Here is a 17,282-nt window from a genome sequence, read left to right as displayed (position 1 = left end):
GTTCTTCTCATTGATTGCCTGTGGGCCTTGGACCCGGGCACATGCAATGAGTTTACCGCCGGCGTGGCTCAGCGACGAGGCACGGAGCGGGTACGGCCACTGCCGTCGATGGCAACGAACACGAATACCGCTTCGGTCACCTTGCGCCATTCGCTGGACAGCGGGTCGTCACTCCACACTTCGACCATCATCTGGATCGAGCTGCGGCCGATTTCCAGGGTCTGGGTATAGAACGACAGCTGCGCGCCCACGGCGACCGGTACCAGGAAGGCCATGCGGTCGATGGCCACGGTGGCCACGCGGCCTCCAGCCACACGACTGGCCATGGCAGTGCCGGCGAGGTCCATCTGGGCAACCAGCCAGCCGCCGAAGATATCGCCAAAGCCGTTGGTTTCACGTGGGAGTGCGGTGATCTGCAAGGCAAGGTCGCCTTGCGGGATTGGATCTTCTTGTTCGAGCTCAATCATGCGATGGGGCCTCTGACCCGTGACGCTTTTCGTTGGTGTGGCGCAAAGGCCGGGTAAACGATTCAGCTTGAAACATACTACGCCGATTTCGTTTCACTTGGCGGCCGTAGGGAGACTCTGCGAAACCGCCTGACATAAAGACCGGCGTTTTCGCACAACATCCCACACTAGCAACAACCTTTTCCTACGAATTGCCAGTATATAGAGCATAACGGCCAGCGACGACCGCGCATTCATGAATATCTGTCTGGTTTTTGTATCGCTTTCGGCGCGGCTCGGCAATTTGCTATCTTCGCTGCACTACCAATCCAGAAGCCGCGTGCCAAGCGGCCTGCGTGCCCTACCAAGAGAACAACGAGCGATGACTTCCGTGCCGAGCAGTATCGAGCAGCCCTCGCGGCCGCTGACCCGCAGTGACTACAAGACCCTCTCGCTGTCCGCCCTGGGTGGGGCGCTGGAGTTCTACGACTTCATCATCTTCGTGTTCTTCGCCACCGTGGTCGGCAAGTTGTTCTTCCCGGCGGACATGCCGGAATGGCTGCGCCTGATGCAAACCTTCGGCATCTTTGCCGCCGGCTACCTGGCGCGGCCGCTGGGCGGCATCATCATGGCGCACTTCGGTGACCTGCTCGGGCGCAAGAAGATGTTTACCCTGAGCATCTTCATGATGGCCCTGCCGACGTTGATCATGGGCCTGCTCCCCACCTATGCGCAGATCGGCATGTGGGCGCCGATCCTGTTGCTGCTGATGCGGGTTATCCAGGGTGCTGCGATTGGTGGCGAGGTGCCGGGCGCCTGGGTGTTCGTGTCCGAACACGTACCGGCGCGCAATACCGGCTACGCGTGCGGCACCCTCACGGCCGGCCTGACTGCAGGCATCCTGCTCGGTTCGCTGGTGGCGACCCTGATCAACAGCGTCTACAGCGTGGAAGAGGTGGCCGATTACGCCTGGCGCATCCCGTTCCTGCTCGGTGGGGTGTTCGGCCTGTTCTCGGTGTACTTGCGCCGCTGGCTGCATGAGACCCCGGTGTTCGCCGAGATGCAGCAGCGCAAGGCGCTGGCCGAAGAGCTGCCTTTGCGCGCGGTGCTGCGTGACCACCGTGGACCGATCATCCTGTCGATGCTGCTGACCTGGATGCTGTCGGCCGGCATCGTGGTGGTCATCCTGATGACCCCGGCGTTGCTGCAGAGCTTCTACCACATCAGTCCCACCGACTCGCTCAAGGCCAACAGCCTGGCCATCGTGCTGCTCAGCGTCGGCTGCATCGGCGCCGGCAGCCTGGCCGACCGCTTTGGCGCGGGGCGAGTGTTCGTGATCGGCAGCCTGCTGCTGCTGGTCAGCTCATGGAGCTTCTACCACAGCCTGCCGACCCGGCCCGACCTGTTGTTCCCGCTGTATGCGGTGACCGGCCTGTGCGTGGGCGTGATCGGCGCGGTGCCCTACGTGATGGTCAAGGCGTTCCCGGCGGCGGTGCGCTTCAGCGGGCTTTCGTTCTCGTACAACGTGGCCTACGCCATCTTTGGCGGGCTGACGCCGATGGTGGTGACGGCGCTGCTGAAGGTGAGCCCGATGGCGCCGGCCTACTATGTAGCAGGCTTGTGTGCGGTTGGCCTGGCTGTAGGCCTGTACCTGCTCGCCAATAAGCGCTGATCTGCTTCGAATAGGCCAGAACTGAATTCGGTGATGGCCTTTCATCCATTTGTCACAATTAGGTCATATCGTGTTCATGCGGCCTGCCGATACTTGGGCCCGTTCCATCCAACACCCCAATATTCCTGCTAGGAGCAAGGCATGAAACTGAAGCGTTTGATGGCGGCCCTTACCTTCGCCGCCGCGGGCGTAGCTACCGCCAACGCGGTAGCCGCCGTCGATCCGTCGATCCCGACCTACACCAAGACCACCGGTGTTTCGGGCAACCTCTCCAGCGTAGGCTCCGACACCCTGGCGAACCTGATGACGCTGTGGGCCGAGGCGTACAAGAAGGAATATCCGAACGTAAACATCCAGATCCAGGCGGCTGGCTCCTCCACCGCGCCACCCGCGCTGACTGAAGGCACCGCCAACATCGGCCCGATGAGCCGCAAGATGAAGGATGTCGAGCTGCAGGCCTTCGAGCAGAAGTACGGCTACAAGCCGACCGCCATCCCGGTCGCCGTCGACGCCCTGGCCGTGTTCGTGCACAAGGACAACCCGATCAAGGGCCTGACCATGGCCCAGGTCGACGCCATCTTCTCCTCCACCCGCCTGTGCGGTGGCAAGGCCGAGATGAAGACCTGGGGCGACGTCGGTGTGACCGGCGATCTGGCCAACAAGCCTATCCAGTTGTTCGGCCGCAACTCGGTATCGGGCACCTACGGCTACTTCAAGGAAGAAGCCCTGTGCAAAGGCGACTTCAAGCCTAACGTCAACGAACAGCCTGGCTCGGCTTCGGTGGTGCAGTCGATCAGCTCGTCGCTGAACGGCATCGGCTACTCGGGTATCGGCTACAAGACCGCCAGCGTCAAGACCGTAGCCCTGGCCAAGAAAGAAGGCGGCGAGTTCGTTGAAGACAACGAAGCCAACGCCCTGAACGGCAGCTACCCGCTGTCGCGCTTCCTGTACGTGTACGTCAACAAGGCCCCGAACAAGCCTCTGGCCCCGCTGGAAGCCGAGTTCGTCAAGCTGGTGCTGTCGCAAGCTGGCCAGCAGGTCGTGGTCAAGGATGGCTACATTCCACTGCCGGCCAAAGTGGTCGACAAGACCCTGGCTGACCTGGGCCTGTCCCACGCCGGTAACGTCGCAAAGAAGTAAGTAACTGAGGAGGAGGCCGGCGCAGCTGCCCGGCCTCGTCCACGAATTTCCAGTCCGACGCCCAGGTATCCTGAGCGGCGGGCTTTCGTGCGTCACCACTTTGTAATGTTTTTGTCACACGGGACCGCTAGGGTGTGCGCATGAATGATCTGGCCAACTCCACCATGACTCAAAACTCCCAGCCCGTGCGCATTGATTTCAATACGCCCGAGTTGCAACGCAAGCGCCGCATGCGCGCACTGAAGGATCGCCTGACCCGCTGGTACGTACTGGTGGGCGGGCTTGCCGTGTTGGCGGCAATCACCCTGATCTTCTTCTACCTGGCCTACGTTGTGCTGCCACTGTTCCAGGGCGCCGAGCTGACCAGCAAGAAGGCCCTGGAGCCGACCTGGCTGCAGCAGGATGCCGGCAAGCCGCTGATGATCGCGCTTGAAGAGCAGAACCTGGTGGGCATGCGCGTTTCGGACAAGGGCCAGGCATTGTTTTTCGACACCAAGACCGGTAGCGAGCTCAAGCGTGTCGATTTGGCGGTACCGGCAGATACCCAGGTTACATCGATCAGTACCGATGTGCCGGGCAGCCCGCTGGTGGTGCTGGGCTTGTCCAATGGTCAGGCGCTGGTGTTCCACCACACCTACAAGATCACCTACCCGGACAACAAGAAAACCATCACTCCCGGCATCGATTACCCCTACGGCGAGCAGCCGTTCGTGCTCGACGAGCAGGGCCGTGGGCTGGAGCACGTCACCGTCAACGTCAACAATGACACCCTGCTGCTGGCCGGCTCCACCGGCGCGCACTTGCAGGTGATGGAGCTGACCCGCACGGAAAACATGATGACCGGAGAGGTCACCACCGAGCAGAACCGCATCGTCTTGCCGCAGATGACCGAAGCGGTGAAGAACATCTTCATCGACCCGCGCCAGCAGTGGCTGTACGTAATCAACGGCCGCGCTACCGCGGACGTGTTCAGCCTGCGCGACAAGAGCCTCAATGGCCGCTACAAGTTGTCTGAAAGCGCTGACACCGAAATCACCGCCACGGCTCAGCTGGTGGGCGGCATCTCACTGATCATCGGCGACTCCAAAGGTGGCCTGGCCCAATGGTTCATGGCCCGTGATCCGGACGGCGAGTCGCGTTTCAAGCAGATCCGCACCTTCCAGATGGACAAGGCACCGATTGTGCAGATTGATGCCGAAGAGCGCCGCAAGGGCTTCATCGCCATGGACGCCGAGGGCAATCTGGGCGTGTTCCACAGCACCGCACACCGCACCCTGCTGGTCGAGCCGGTGGCCGATGGCCCGGGCATCCTGGCCCTGTCGCCGCGGGCCAACCGCATCATCATCGAGCAAGGCGGCAAGCTGCTGCCCTTGAGCCTGCGCAACCCGCACCCTGAAGTATCCTTCAGCGCGCTGTGGGGCAAGGTCTGGTACGAGAACTACGACGAGCCCAAGTACGTCTGGCAATCGACCGCCTCGAACACCGACTTCGAACCCAAGCTCAGCCTGTCGCCGCTGACCTTCGGCACCCTGAAGGCCGCGTTCTACGCAATGATCCTGGCTGCGCCGCTGGCCATTGCCGCGGCCATCTACACCGCCTATTTCATGGCCCCCGGCATGCGCCGCAAGGTCAAGCCGGTGATCGAGCTGATGGAAGCGATGCCAACGGTGATCCTCGGCTTCTTCGCCGGCCTGTTCCTGGCCCCGTACCTTGAGGGCCACCTGCCAGGTGTGTTCAGCCTGTTCCTGCTGATGCCGCTCGGCATCCTGCTGGCCGGCTTCACCTGGAGCCGCCTGCCCGAGTCGATCCGCCTGCGGGTGCCGGATGGCTGGGAAGCGGCGATCCTGATCCCGGTCATCCTGTTCACCGGCTGGTTCGCGCTGACCATGAGCCCGCACATGGAAAGCTGGTTCTTCGGCGGCGACATGCGCTTGTGGATTACCAACGACCTGGGGATCACCTATGACCAACGCAACGCCCTGGTCGTGGGTATCGCCATGGGTTTCGCGGTCATCCCCAACATCTACTCGATTGCCGAAGACGCCGTGTTCAGCGTGCCGCGCAGCCTTACTCTCGGTTCGCTGGCGCTGGGGGCAACGCCTTGGCAGACCCTGACCCGCGTGGTCATCCTCACTGCCAGCCCGGGCATCTTCTCGGCGCTGATGATCGGCATGGGCCGTGCGGTGGGCGAGACCATGATCGTGCTGATGGCCACCGGCAATACCCCGGTGATGGAGATGAACCTGTTCGAGGGCATGCGCACCCTGGCCGCCAACGTGGCCGTGGAAATGCCCGAATCGGAAGTCGGCGGCAGCCACTATCGCGTGCTGTTCCTGGCCGCCCTGGTGCTGCTGATGTTCACCTTCGTCATGAACACCTTGGCCGAGCTGATTCGCCAGCGTCTGCGCAAGAAATACTCGTCGCTTTGATAGAAAGGTAGCGATCCGTGAAAAAGGATTCCCTCAAAGGCTGGTTCAAGAGCGGCGCCCCAGGCGTCTGGATGAGCGGCGGCGCGGTGGCCATGGCGGTGATCATGACCGTCGGCCTGCTGGCGGTGATCGCCGTCCGCGGCCTGGGCCACTTCTGGCCGGCCGATCTTGTCCAGGCCACCTACAAGGTGCCCGGCCAGGCTGACCACGTCGTCGTCGGCGAAGTGGTGCAAAAGGAAGACGTACCCCGTGCGCGCCTGAAAGGGGCCGGCCTGCCGGTACCTGACCAGGGCCCGGAGTTCATGACCCGCGAGCTGATCAAGGTGGGTAACCGCGACCTCAACGGCAGCGACTTCGCCTGGGTGGTTGGCGACTGGCTGGTCGACGAAAAGTACCCGACCGATCTGATCGCCCTGGAGCGCCGCGAGTGGGGCAACTTCTATGGCTATCTGGTCAGCGTCAAGGAACAGGGCCGTGTGGTCGCAGAGGGCCCGGCCGCCTGGAGCGAACTGCAGGCCCGCCTCAAGCGTGCCAGCCAGCTCAACGGTGAGCTGCAGCAGCTGGAGAAGAAGGACATCGGCGCCATCAACCATGGCCTCGAGCGCCTGCGCCTGCAAGCCCGCAAGCTGGAGCTGGCCGGCAAGCTGGACGCCGCCGCCCAGGCCGACATGGACGCCGACCGGGCCGAGCTGAACAGCCGCTACAAGGCCATCGAAGACCGCCTCAGCGGCCTGCACCAGGCCTTTGCCCGGGACAGCCTGGTGGCCCGTGATGGCAACGGCCGTGAAGTGGAAATCAACCTCAGCAAGGTGGTGCACGCGATCCAGCCCAACGGCATGTCCGCGTTCACCAAGCTGGGCACCTACTTTGCCAAAGTCTGGGAGTTCCTCAGCGACGACCCGCGTGAAGCCAATACCGAGGGCGGTATCTTCCCGGCCATCTTCGGTACCGTGATGATGACCCTGATCATGGCGGTGATCGTGACCCCGTTCGGTGTCCTGGCTGCCGTCTACCTGCGCGAATACGCAAGGCAAGGCCCGGTGACCCGGCTGATCCGCATCGCGGTGAACAATCTGGCTGGCGTTCCGGCGATCGTCTACGGTGTGTTCGGCCTGGGCTTCTTCGTCTACGTGCTGGGTGGCTCGATCGACCGGCTGTTCTTCCCCGAAGCGCTGCCGGCGCCGACCCTGGGTACACCAGGCCTGTTGTGGGCATCGTTGACCCTGGCGCTGCTGGCAGTGCCGGTGGTGATCGTGGCCACCGAAGAAGGCCTGGCACGCATTCCGCGCACCGTGCGCGAAGGCTCGCTGGCCTTGGGCGCGACCAAGGCCGAGACCCTGTGGAAAATCGTCCTGCCCATGGCCAGCCCGGCCATGATGACCGGCATGATCCTCGCCGTGGCCCGTGCCGCCGGTGAAGTGGCGCCGCTGATGCTGGTGGGTGTGGTGAAGCTGGCGCCGTCGCTGCCAGTGGATGGCAACTACCCGTACCTGCACCTGGACCAGAAGATCATGCACCTGGGCTTCCACATTTATGACGTCGGCTTCCAGAGCCCGAACGTCGAAGCCGCGCGCCCGCTGGTATACGCCACTGCGCTGTTGCTGGTGATGGTGATCGCCTCCCTCAACCTCTCGGCCGTGTGGATACGTAACCACCTGCGCGAGAAGTACAAGGCGCTCGACAGCTGACCCAGCCTGCAAGCGTGCCGCCCGTGAGCCGGGCGGCCCTTTGAAACGAATTGATAGCGTATGGAGTTGACCATGCAGCAAGATTCCCACACTCACGGCATCGACATGTCCGCCCTGGGTCGCGACAAGCAGGGCCTGCGCCTGGCCGAAGAGACCGTGGCCATTGAAGTCCCCGGCCTGAGCCTGTACTACGGCGACAAGCAAGCCCTGTTCGACGTCAGCATGAATATCCCGAAACAGCGCGTGACCGCCTTCATCGGCCCGTCCGGCTGCGGCAAGTCGACCCTGCTGCGCACCTTCAACCGCATGAACGACCTGGTTGACGGTTGCCGAGTGGAAGGCGCCATCAACCTGTACGGCAACAACATCTACCGCAAGGGCGAAGACGTGGCCGAGCTGCGCCGTCGGGTGGGCATGGTGTTCCAGAAACCCAACCCGTTTCCCAAGACCATCTACGAAAACGTGGTCTATGGCCTGCGTATCCAGGGCATCAACAAAAAGCGCGTGCTTGACGAAGCGGTCGAGTGGGCGCTGAAGGGTGCGGCGCTGTGGGACGAGGTCAAGGACCGCCTGCACGAATCGGCGCTGGGCTTGTCCGGGGGTCAGCAGCAGCGTCTGGTGATTGCTCGCACCATCGCCGTCGAGCCGGAAGTGCTGCTGCTCGATGAACCGTGCTCGGCACTGGACCCGATCTCGACCCTGAAGGTCGAAGAACTGATCTACGAGTTGAAATCCAAGTACACCATCGTCATCGTGACCCACAACATGCAACAGGCGGCCCGTGTTTCGGACTACACCGCCTTCATGTACATGGGCAAACTGGTCGAATTCGGGGATACCGATACCCTGTTCACCAATCCGGCGAAGAAGCAGACCGAAGACTACATCACCGGTCGCTACGGTTAAGCGCGGCTCGCAATGAGCACCCGCTCCTACAAGGCCGCGCTACCAAAGGACAAAACGATGATCAACAAAGAAAGCCTGACCCACCATATCTCCCAGCAGTTCAACGCCGAGCTCGAAGAGGTGCGCAGCCATCTGCTGGCCATGGGCGGCCTGGTGGAAAAGCAGGTCAACGACGCGGTAACCGCGTTGATCGAGGCCGACTCGGGCCTGGCCCAGCAAGTGCGCGAAGTGGACGAGCAGATCAACCAGATGGAGCGCAATATCGACGAGGAGTGCGTGCGCATCCTCGCCCGTCGCCAGCCGGCGGCCTCCGACCTGCGCCTGATCATCAGCATTTCCAAGTCGGTGATCGACCTGGAGCGCATCGGTGACGAGGCGACCAAGATCGCCCGCCGTGCCATCCAGCTGTGTGAAGAGGGCGAGTCGCCGCGCGGTTACGTCGAAGTGCGCCATATCGGTGACCAGGTGCGCAACATGGTGCGCGACGCGCTGGACGCCTTTGCCCGCTTCGACGCCGAGTTGGCGTTGTCGGTGGCCCAGTACGACAAGACCATCGACCGCGAGTACAAGACCGCCCTGCGCGAGCTGGTGACCTACATGATGGAAGACCCGCGCTCGATCTCGCGGGTACTCAGCGTGATCTGGGCGCTGCGTTCGCTGGAGCGTATCGGTGACCATGCGCGCAACATCTCCGAGCTGGTGATCTACCTGGTGCGCGGCACCGACGTGCGCCACATGGGCCTCAAGCGCATGACTGCAGAAGTGCAGGGTACCGCTTTCGCCGACGGCGAAAAGGCTAATGTTCCGGGCAAACCTGACGATAAATAAGGTTGCTCCCGTGCATCGACGCCCGGCCTACGCCGGGCGTTTTCGTTTGCGGTCGAGGAGCCGGCAGGCACCCGCGAACGATGTGAAGAAGTCCCGGCGTGACCAGGTTGTAGCAAATGGCCATTATTTGCCAGTAGGCTAGTCGGGATTCAAAAGGAGTATCGATGAGTAAAGTGAATGTGCTGGTCGTGGATGACGCCCCGTTTATCCGTGACCTGGTCCGCAAGTGCCTGCGCAATGCCTTTCCGGGCATGGCCATCGACGATGCGGTCAACGGTCGCAAGGCCATGGCCATGCTGGGCAAGGAAGCATTCGACCTGGTCCTGTGTGACTGGGAAATGCCGGAAATGTCCGGCCTGGAACTGCTCACCTGGTGCCGTCAGCAGCCTGCGCTGAAAAACCTGCAGTTCATCATGGTGACCAGCCGTGGCGACAAGGAAAACGTCATTCAGGCGATTCAGGCGGGCGTTTCCGATTTTGTCGGCAAGCCGTTCACCAACGAGCAACTGCTGACCAAGGTGAAAAAAGCCCTGAGCAAAATCGGCAAGCTCGACAGCCTGATGGCCATCGGCCCTGCACGGGGCAATTCAGCGTTTGCCAATGATTCGCTGAATGCGCTGACAGCCGGCAAGCCGGAGGCGGTCAAGGTCGCGGCGCCGGCTCCCGCCAGGCCAGTGGTCACGGCTCCAGCTGCAGCCGCGACGGCTAGCACCACGCCGAGCGGTCGCGGGCAGGGCCAGCTGCGCCTGGCCAGTGGCATGCAGCCGTGCGTGATCAAGGCGCTGAGCCTTAAAGAAGCGCTGCTGGTAGTGCGCCGCAGCGAAGCGCTGCCGCAGGTGCTTGAGGGCGCGGTGCTGGACCTGGAACAGGGCGAAAGCGCTGAAGTGGCACGGCTCAATGGCTACCTGCATGCCGTTGCCGCACTGGAGCCCAAGCCTGACAGTGACTGGCTGCAACTGACCTTCAAGTTTGTCGACCAGGACGCCCAGAAGCTCGACTACCTGTCGCGGCTGATTGCCCGTGGCACTGCGCAGAAACACTTCTCCCCCGGCGCTTGATAGCCAAGGGCAGGATGCGCCCAGGGGAGCGACTGCCTGGCGCAGAACTTGAAAAGCCTGTGCGATCCCTGTGGGAGCGGGCTTGCCCGCGAACACGGGCGAAGCCCGTGCCATCCACCCCGTCGCCTGCTTCGCGGGCACGCCCGCTCCCACACAGCGTGTCATCCGACCAGCTGTCATACCCGCCACAAAACCCGCTGCTAGGCTTCGACAGATCATAACTGTCAAAAAGCCACTATCATGCCCGCCCGCCTGCTGCTGTTCTGTGCCTTGCTCCTGGCCTCGGCGTCGAGCCTGGGCGTTACCCTGCATGCGATCACCGATGACCGCGGGACGGTCTCGTACTCCGATCGGCCAGGCCCCGGTTCCAGGGCTACGCAGCTGAACGAACCCATGTTCGAGATGATGGAAAGCGAGGTACGCCTGAACGCGATCGTGTTTCAGGGGGGCGTGAGTTTCTCGGCACGTAACGAACTGCTTGTGCCCGTGCAGGTCGAGTTGCGCCTGGACAACCTGGTCAATGCACAAGGCGGCGATGCCCCGCGCTTCGTGCGCCGCGTGCTGCCGCCGCGTACAACACAGCTGCTCAGCGTGCTGAGGGGGCGCCCCGGGACATTGCTGAATTACCGCTCGACCCTGCTGCAGGCAATGGGTGACCCCGGCAAGCGGCCGCAAGGCTACCGTTACGCGTTCCCGTGGCTGGGGGGGCCTTTCCGTGTCACCCAGGGCCCGAATGGTCGTGTCAGCCATTTCGGCCCCAAGGGGCGTTACGCCATGGATATCGCCATGCCCGAAGGTACTACCATCATTGCGGCGCGGGAGGGTGTGGTGGTGAGCATGGAGAATAGCCAGAGCGGACGCGGGCCGAACCCGGCCGGCAACTTCGTCAGGATCCTGCACGCCGACGGCACCATGGGCGTCTACCTGCACCTGATGCGCGGATCGGTGGCCGTGGCGGCGGGGCAGCGGGTGCGGCTAGGCCAGGTGCTGGCCAAGTCGGGCAATACCGGTAACAGCACCGGCCCGCACCTGCATTTCGTGGTGCAGCGCAACGTCGGGTTGGCGCTGGAGTCGATTCCATACCGGTTCGACAGGCCGATCAGCGGGTTGCCGGATTTTACTGCGGGCAACCCCTGATCGGTATAGCCGTCAATCCAGCTTGAGCACCTTGGCCAGCACGATCTTCGGCCCTTTCATCTTCTTGATGATGATGCGCAGCCCTTCGACCTCCAGCACTTCCTCTTCTTCAGGCACACGCTTGAGCGTCTCGTAGATCAACCCGGCCAGGGTTTCTGCCTCGATATGGTCAAGGTCAATGCCCAACAGGCGCTCGACCTTGAACAGCGGCGTGTCGCCGCGCACCAGCAGCTTGCCCGGCTGGTAAGCGAGGATGCCGCGTTCAGTCTTGCGGTGCTCGTCCTGGATATCGCCCACCAGCACTTCAAGCACGTCTTCCATGGTCAGGTAGCCGATGACCTTGCCATCGGCTTCCTCCACCAGTACGAAGTGCGCGCCGCCCTTGCGGAACTGCTCCAGCAACTGCGACAGGGGCATGTGCCGCGACACGCGCTCCAGTGGCCGGGCGAGGTCTTCCAGGTCGATGTTCTCGGGCAAGTGCTCCAGTTCGGCCAGCTCCAGCAGCAGGTCCTTGATGTGCAGCAGGCCGGTGAACTCCTCGCGTTGGGCGTCGTACACCGGGTAACGGCTGAACTTGTGGCGGCGCACCAGGGCCAGGATCTGCTTCAACGGCGCCTGCGCGTCGATGCTGACCATGTCCTCGCGCGAGTTGGCCCAGTCGACCACTTCCAGCTCGCCCATCTCCACCGCCGAAGCCAGCACGCGCATGCCTTGGTCGCTTGGGTCCTGGCCACGGCTGGAGTGCAAAATCAGCTTCAGCTCCTCACGGCTGTAGTGGTGCTCGTGGTGCGGGCCGGGCTCGCCCTGGCCGGCAATGCGCAGGATGGTGTTGGCACTGGCATTGAGCAGGTAGATAGCCGGGTACATCGCCCAGTAGAACAGGTACAGCGGTACCGCCGTCCACAGCGACAGCAGCTCCGGCTTGCGGATCGCCCACGACTTGGGTGCCAGTTCGCCGACTACGATATGCAGGTACGAGATGACGAAGAAGGCGACGAAGAACGAAACACCCTTGATTACTTCGGGCGAGTCGACACCGAAGTACGCCAGCAGCGGTTCGAGCAGGTGGGCGAAGGCGGGCTCGCCGACCCAGCCCAGGCCCAGCGAGGCCAGGGTGATGCCCAGCTGACAGGCCGACAGGTAGGCGTCCAGCTGGTTGTGTACCTTGCGCAGGATGCTGCCGCGCCAGCCGTGCTGTTCGGCGATGGCCTCGACGCGTGTGGAGCGCAACTTGACCATGGCGAACTCGGCGGCAACGAAGAAGCCGTTGAGCAGCACCAGCAGGAAGGCGAAGATGATCATGCCGAAATCGGCGAATAACGAGGTGAGGCTGATACCAGGGGAAGGGTCCATGATGGAGTTTTTACGGGGTCCGTCTTTGAGATAGGAAGAAAAAAAGTGCCAGCTCTAGCTGGCACAGGGGATCCAATGTAGCGGCTGGGGCAATAAAAGCAAATAGCCGAGGATTTATTGCGGTCCCTGTGGGAGGGGCGTGCCCGCGAAGGGCCGCACAGCGGCGCCGCTATCAACCCTTGTCGTTAGCCAATTGTGTCGGCGTAAAGTGACAGGTAAAGGTACTGCCATGCCCCGGCACGCTGCTGATCTCCAGCTTGCCGCGGTGGCGCATCAGCACATGCTTGACGATCGCCAGCCCCAGCCCGGTGCCGCCGGTATTCGACGCACGGCTTGAATCCACCCGGTAGAAGCGTTCGGTCAGGCGTGGCAAGTGCTTGGCATCGATACCCACCCCCGAGTCCTGCACCGACAAGTGCGCACCCTGCGCATCTGCCCACCAGCGGATGCGGATGTTGCCTTCGTCCTGGGTGTACTTGACGGCATTGAACACCAGGTTGGAAAAGGCACTGCGCAGTTCCGATTCGCTGCCCTTCAGGCGTATGCCCGGGGCGGCCTCCAGGGTGATGCGCTGGTTGCGCGGCCCCGACAGTGCCTGCGCGTCGTTCTTGATCGCCGCGAGCAAGGCATCGACGGCCACCGGCTGGTTGTCCGACGGGTAATCGGTGGCTTCCAGCTTGGCCAGCAGCAGCAGGTCGTTGAGCAGGGTCTGCATGCGCGAGCCCTGCTGGCTCATCTGCTGCAGGGCGCGGCACCAGCGCGGGTTGACGTCCTCGACGTTGTCCAGCAGGGTTTCCAGGTAACCGGTGATGACTGTCAGCGGCGTGCGCAGTTCGTGGGACACGTTGGCGACGAAGTCCTTGCGCATCTGTTCCAGCTGGTGGATGCGTGTGACATCGCGCACCAGCATCAGGTGCTCGTTGTTGCCGTAGCGGGTGATGTGCAGCTGCACGCGCATGCGGTCGTTGATCGGTGAGGGGATTTCCAGCGGTTCGAGGTAGTTCTCTGCCTCGAAGTACTCCTTGAAGCGCGGGTGGCGGACCAGGTTGGTCACCTGCTGGCCGCCGTCCTGTGGGGTCTTGAAACCCAGCAGGGTCTCGGCGGCGCGGTTCCACCATTCCAGGTTGCCATCGCTGTCGAGCATGATCACTGCGTCTCGCAGTGCGGCGGTGGACTCCTGCACCCGGTCGATCACTGCCTGCAGGCGGCCGCGCACGCGCTGGTCGCGGCGTTGCAGGTGGTAGATGCTGTCAAACACCTCGCCCCACAGGCCATAACCATCGGGCGGTGCTTCGTCGGGTTGGTGGTTGCGCAGCCAGTCATGCAGGCGCAACAGTTGCTTGAGGGTCCAGCCCAGGTAAAGCGCAAGGCCGATGGCCAGGCTCCAGCCATAGTAGCCGCTGACCAGCCCGCCTATCAGGCAGACGGTGATCAGCAGCAGCAAGTGGCGAATCAGGGTCGCGTGCCAGTTCTGGTTCAATTGACGGTCCTTGTACAACGACGTGCAGCTTGGCGCTTTTGAACTCGATCAGCTCTTGGTCGAGAAGCGGTAGCCAGTGCCCCGGACGGTTTGTACCAGATTTTCGTAGGCTTCACCCAGCGCCTTGCGCAGGCGCCGAATGTGCACATCGACCGTGCGTTCTTCGACATAGACATTGCCACCCCAGACCTGGTCCAGCAGCTGGCCGCGGGTGTAGGCGCGCTCCTGATGGGTCATGAAGAACTGCAGCAGGCGATATTCGGTAGGGCCCATTTCGGCCGGCTTGCCATCGATGGTCACGCGGTGGCTGATCGGATCGAGCAGCAGGCCACCCACTTCGATCGGCGCTTCGCTGTCGCTCGGGCCAGTGCGGCGCAGCACGGCTTTCAGGCGGGCGACCAGCTCACGAGGTGAGAACGGCTTGGTGATGTAGTCGTCGGCGCCTACTTCCAGGCCCTGGATCTTGTTGTCCTCTTCACCCTTGGCGGTAAGCATGATGATCGGGATGTCGCCGGTCAGCTCGTCGCGCTTGAGGCGGCGGGCCAGTTCGATGCCGGAGGTGCCTGGCAGCATCCAGTCGAGCAGGATCAGGTCCGGCTTGCGGTCGACGATGATCGCATGGGCCTGTTGGGAGTTTTCCGCTTCCAGGCAGTCATAGCCGGCCATTTCCAGGGCAACGGCGATCATCTCGCGAATAGGCGCTTCGTCGTCGACGATCAGAATGTTCCTGCCAACCATGCTCAAAACCTCTCCTGGATTCGGTGTCTTGGCCCGCATTAGATAACGGAATTATTGCAGCTGTGTGACAGGGTGTTGGCCGTTCTGGCGACATTCCATGACTGAACTAGGCTTCAGAGGGCCGCTGAAGCGGCAATCCGAACTCATTTCCCCCGAAACAATGGTGAATCCAATGACACGACAAACGCTGAGCTGGATGGCCCTTTTCACTGCGCTGGCGCTCCCGGGGGTGGCCTCGGCCCACCATGCCATGGAGAAGGATGGCATGTGGGTCGATCATGCTGGCATGACGCTGTACACCTTTGACAAGGATGCGGGCGGCAAGTCGATGTGCAATGGCGAATGCGCTACCAACTGGCCGCCATTGATGGTCAGTGATGGCGAAAAGGCCGAGGGCAAGTGGACGCAGATCAAGCGTGATGACGGCAAGATGCAATGGGCCTATGACGGCAAGCCGCTGTACACCTTCGTCAAGGACAAGAAGGCCGGCGACATGACCGGTGACGGTATGAAGGACGTGTGGCACGTTGCCAAGCCTTGAAGGTGCCGGGGCCGCTGTGCGGCCCATCGCCGGCAAGCCAGCTCCCCCAGGCCATGTACAAGCCCTGAAGGTGGCGCCGTACCTGTTGGAGCTGGCTCGCCGGCGATAGCGCCATCAGCATTAACGCAACGCGTAATCCAGCACCACCCCGATGAACACCAGCAACCCCGCCCAATGATTGTGCAGGAACGCCTTGAAGCACGCGTCCCGGTCCAGCTTGCGCGTCGACCAGTACTCCCAGGCGAAGCACGCCGCCGCACCCAGCAGCCCCAGGTGGAACCAGCCACCCAGCTCGAAACGGCTGCCCGCCAGCAACAGGCAGCCGAGCGATAGCAGCTGCAAGGTCAGGATGATGTTGCGGTCGGCCTCGCCGAACAGGATCGCGGTCGACTTCACGCCAATTTTCAGGTCGTCATCGCGGTCGACCATGGCGTAGTAGGTGTCGTAACCCACCGTCCACAGCAGGTTGGCGATATACAGCAGCCAGGCGCTGGCCGGCAGCCCGCCACCTGCGGCAGTGAAGGCCATGGGGATGCCCCAGGAATACGCTGCCCCCAGTACCACCTGCGGATAGTAGGTGTAGCGCTTCATGAACGGGTAGCAGAACGCCAGGGCCACGGCGCCGAACGACAGCCACACCGTGCGGCTGTTGGTGCACAGCACCAGCAGGAAGCTCACCCCGACCAGGATGGCGAACAGCGCCAGTGCCTCGCGTGGCCGGACCCGGCCACTGGCCAGGGGGCGGTCGGCGGTGCGCTTGACGTGGCCGTCCACCTTGCGGTCGGCAAAGTCGTTGATGCAGCAGCCGGCAGCGCGCATCAGCACCACGCCCAGACCGAATATGAGCACGTTGGCCAAGGTCGGCGAACCGTTGCCGGCAATCCACACTGCCGACAGGGTTGGCCACAGCAGCAGGTAGATACCGATCGGCCGGTCCATGCGGCTGAGCTGGACAAAGTCCCACGCGCGCGGGTGCAGACGGTTGAGCGACTTCAGCAGTTGCAGGTACATCAGCGGTTATCCTCCTTGGCCGCTTGCCACACTGCCGGCAGAAACACTTCTGCTACCAGCAGTTCCAGGCCACCACGTTCGAAGCGCGAGCGACGCCCCCAGAGCGCTGCATCGGCCGCTGCAGGCGGCAGCCAGGCCTGTGGATAAGTGCAGACCTCGATCGGGTGGCGGATGAACGCCTGGTCGCAGAACAGCAACTCTCCCAGCGAACGGCTGCCCAGGGTTTTCAGGTCCAGGCCGCCGCGCTCCAGGGCACTGCGGCTGGCAACGCTGCGGGCGAACACCCAAGGCTGGCCATGGCCACGCAAGTACACCTCGCGCACCCAGCCTTCGGCACCCGCAGCGATACCCAGCGCCTGGCATTCGTCATCGCGCAGCGGCTGCCAGCCCTCGAACAGTGGGGTGACGGAAAACTGGTCATTGGCCAGGCGGGTCAGGCGGCGAGTCAGCGAGCCCTCGTCGAACAGCCAGTCAAGGATCGGCTGGTCGATGTCGGTCGCCAGCTGTGAATACGGCAGCCACGCGACAGCGGCTGCTTGCGGGGATTCGTACGACACGTTGGTATGCTTTGTTACAGCCAGAGAGGCGGCGAGCTTAGCATGATTGCCCTGACTGCTTGCATACTGCCGGCAGGGCCGCTACAAAGCCCTACCCTGTGTGAGGACTGAGCCTGATGAAAAAATGGCAGTGTATTGTTTGTGGCCTGATTTATGACGAAGCCGAGGGCTGGCCGGACGACGGCATCCCCCCTGGCACCCGTTGGGAAGATGTACCGGAAGACTGGCTGTGCCCTGATTGCGGCGTCGGCAAAAGCGACTTTGAAATGATCTTCATCGGCTGATAGAGGAAAGCACG

General features: G+C 62.6%; 16 protein-coding genes. 10 read left to right on the top strand and 6 right to left on the bottom strand.

Annotation, left to right across the window (positions count from 1 at the left end; genetic code table 11):
• Positions 1-68 precede the first annotated feature (68 nt).
• Positions 69-467, bottom strand: a complete 399-nt coding sequence (locus AC5O5I_RS27625; protein WP_003253317.1) for an acyl-CoA thioesterase — start codon at positions 465-467, stop codon at positions 69-71.
• Positions 468-828: 361 nt separating this feature from the next.
• Between AC5O5I_RS27625 and AC5O5I_RS27620 the strand changes: the two genes are divergently transcribed.
• The 8 genes from AC5O5I_RS27620 (at position 829) to AC5O5I_RS27585 (ending at position 11,304) form a co-directional block, all read left to right on the top strand.
• Positions 829-2,118 carry an MFS transporter gene (locus AC5O5I_RS27620; protein ID WP_172229198.1) on the top strand — a complete coding sequence of 430 codons (1,290 nt, stop codon included), beginning with the start codon at positions 829-831 and terminating at the stop codon, positions 2,116-2,118.
• 141 nt (positions 2,119-2,259) lie between these two features.
• On the top strand, positions 2,260-3,258 hold the full coding sequence (locus AC5O5I_RS27615) for a phosphate ABC transporter substrate-binding protein PstS (protein WP_172229196.1): 999 nt from the start codon (positions 2,260-2,262) through the stop codon (positions 3,256-3,258).
• A 140-nt stretch (positions 3,259-3,398) separates the two neighbouring features.
• A complete protein-coding gene (locus AC5O5I_RS27610; RefSeq protein WP_494511860.1) occupies positions 3,399-5,687 on the top strand; it encodes an ABC transporter permease subunit in 2,289 nt (762 codons plus the stop codon).
• A 71-nt stretch (positions 5,688-5,758) separates the two neighbouring features.
• Positions 5,759-7,375, top strand: coding sequence for a phosphate ABC transporter permease PstA (gene pstA / locus AC5O5I_RS27605; protein ID WP_494512793.1), 1,617 nt, complete (start codon positions 5,759-5,761; stop codon positions 7,373-7,375).
• Between the two features lie 72 nt (positions 7,376-7,447).
• Positions 7,448-8,281, top strand: a complete 834-nt coding sequence (gene pstB / locus AC5O5I_RS27600; protein ID WP_172233661.1) for a phosphate ABC transporter ATP-binding protein PstB — start codon at positions 7,448-7,450, stop codon at positions 8,279-8,281.
• Between the two features lie 57 nt (positions 8,282-8,338).
• On the top strand, positions 8,339-9,109 hold the full coding sequence (gene phoU / locus AC5O5I_RS27595; protein WP_172285897.1) for a phosphate signaling complex protein PhoU: 771 nt from the start codon (positions 8,339-8,341) through the stop codon (positions 9,107-9,109).
• 164 nt (positions 9,110-9,273) lie between these two features.
• Positions 9,274-10,167 (top strand): response regulator, encoded by an 894-nt coding sequence (locus tag AC5O5I_RS27590; protein WP_172228664.1) that lies wholly within the window; start codon positions 9,274-9,276, stop codon positions 10,165-10,167.
• Positions 10,168-10,407: 240 nt separating this feature from the next.
• Positions 10,408-11,304 (top strand): M23 family metallopeptidase, encoded by an 897-nt coding sequence (locus AC5O5I_RS27585; protein ID WP_494511859.1) that lies wholly within the window; start codon positions 10,408-10,410, stop codon positions 11,302-11,304.
• A 12-nt stretch (positions 11,305-11,316) separates the two neighbouring features.
• Here the strand turns inward: AC5O5I_RS27585 and AC5O5I_RS27580 are convergent, their stop codons facing one another.
• The 3 genes from AC5O5I_RS27580 to phoB form a co-directional block, all read right to left on the bottom strand.
• Positions 11,317-12,657 (bottom strand): hemolysin family protein, encoded by a 1,341-nt coding sequence (locus tag AC5O5I_RS27580; protein WP_172228667.1) that lies wholly within the window; start codon positions 12,655-12,657, stop codon positions 11,317-11,319.
• A 172-nt stretch (positions 12,658-12,829) separates the two neighbouring features.
• On the bottom strand, positions 12,830-14,137 hold the full coding sequence (gene phoR / locus AC5O5I_RS27575; protein ID WP_494511858.1) for a phosphate regulon sensor histidine kinase PhoR: 1,308 nt from the start codon (positions 14,135-14,137) through the stop codon (positions 12,830-12,832).
• Between the two features lie 48 nt (positions 14,138-14,185).
• Positions 14,186-14,875 (bottom strand): phosphate regulon transcriptional regulator PhoB, encoded by a 690-nt coding sequence (gene phoB, locus AC5O5I_RS27570; RefSeq protein WP_003253341.1) that lies wholly within the window; start codon positions 14,873-14,875, stop codon positions 14,186-14,188.
• 172 nt (positions 14,876-15,047) lie between these two features.
• Between phoB and AC5O5I_RS27565 the strand changes: the two genes are divergently transcribed.
• Entirely contained in the window at positions 15,048-15,416 is a 369-nt protein-coding gene (locus AC5O5I_RS27565; RefSeq protein ID WP_172228671.1) for a COG4315 family predicted lipoprotein, read from the top strand.
• Between the two features lie 120 nt (positions 15,417-15,536).
• On the opposite strand, the gene ubiA is transcribed toward AC5O5I_RS27565, so the two are convergent.
• Positions 15,537-16,427, bottom strand: a complete 891-nt coding sequence (ubiA, locus tag AC5O5I_RS27560) for a 4-hydroxybenzoate octaprenyltransferase (RefSeq protein WP_172228673.1) — start codon at positions 16,425-16,427, stop codon at positions 15,537-15,539.
• A complete protein-coding gene (locus AC5O5I_RS27555; protein WP_494511857.1) occupies positions 16,427-16,984 on the bottom strand; it encodes a chorismate--pyruvate lyase family protein in 558 nt (185 codons plus the stop codon). The genes ubiA and AC5O5I_RS27555 overlap by 1 nt, the downstream gene beginning before the upstream one ends.
• A 116-nt stretch (positions 16,985-17,100) precedes the next feature.
• Here AC5O5I_RS27555 and rubA point away from each other — a divergent pair, with 116 nt between their 5' ends.
• Positions 17,101-17,268, top strand: a complete 168-nt coding sequence (rubA, locus tag AC5O5I_RS27550) for a rubredoxin RubA (protein ID WP_172228677.1) — start codon at positions 17,101-17,103, stop codon at positions 17,266-17,268.
• The last annotated feature ends 14 nt before the right edge of the window (positions 17,269-17,282 follow it).

The organism is Pseudomonas sp. 9_2_1, from assembly GCF_059295275.1.
Note: the sequence above shows the minus strand (reverse complement) of the source record. Positions and strands in the feature narration are given on the sequence as shown.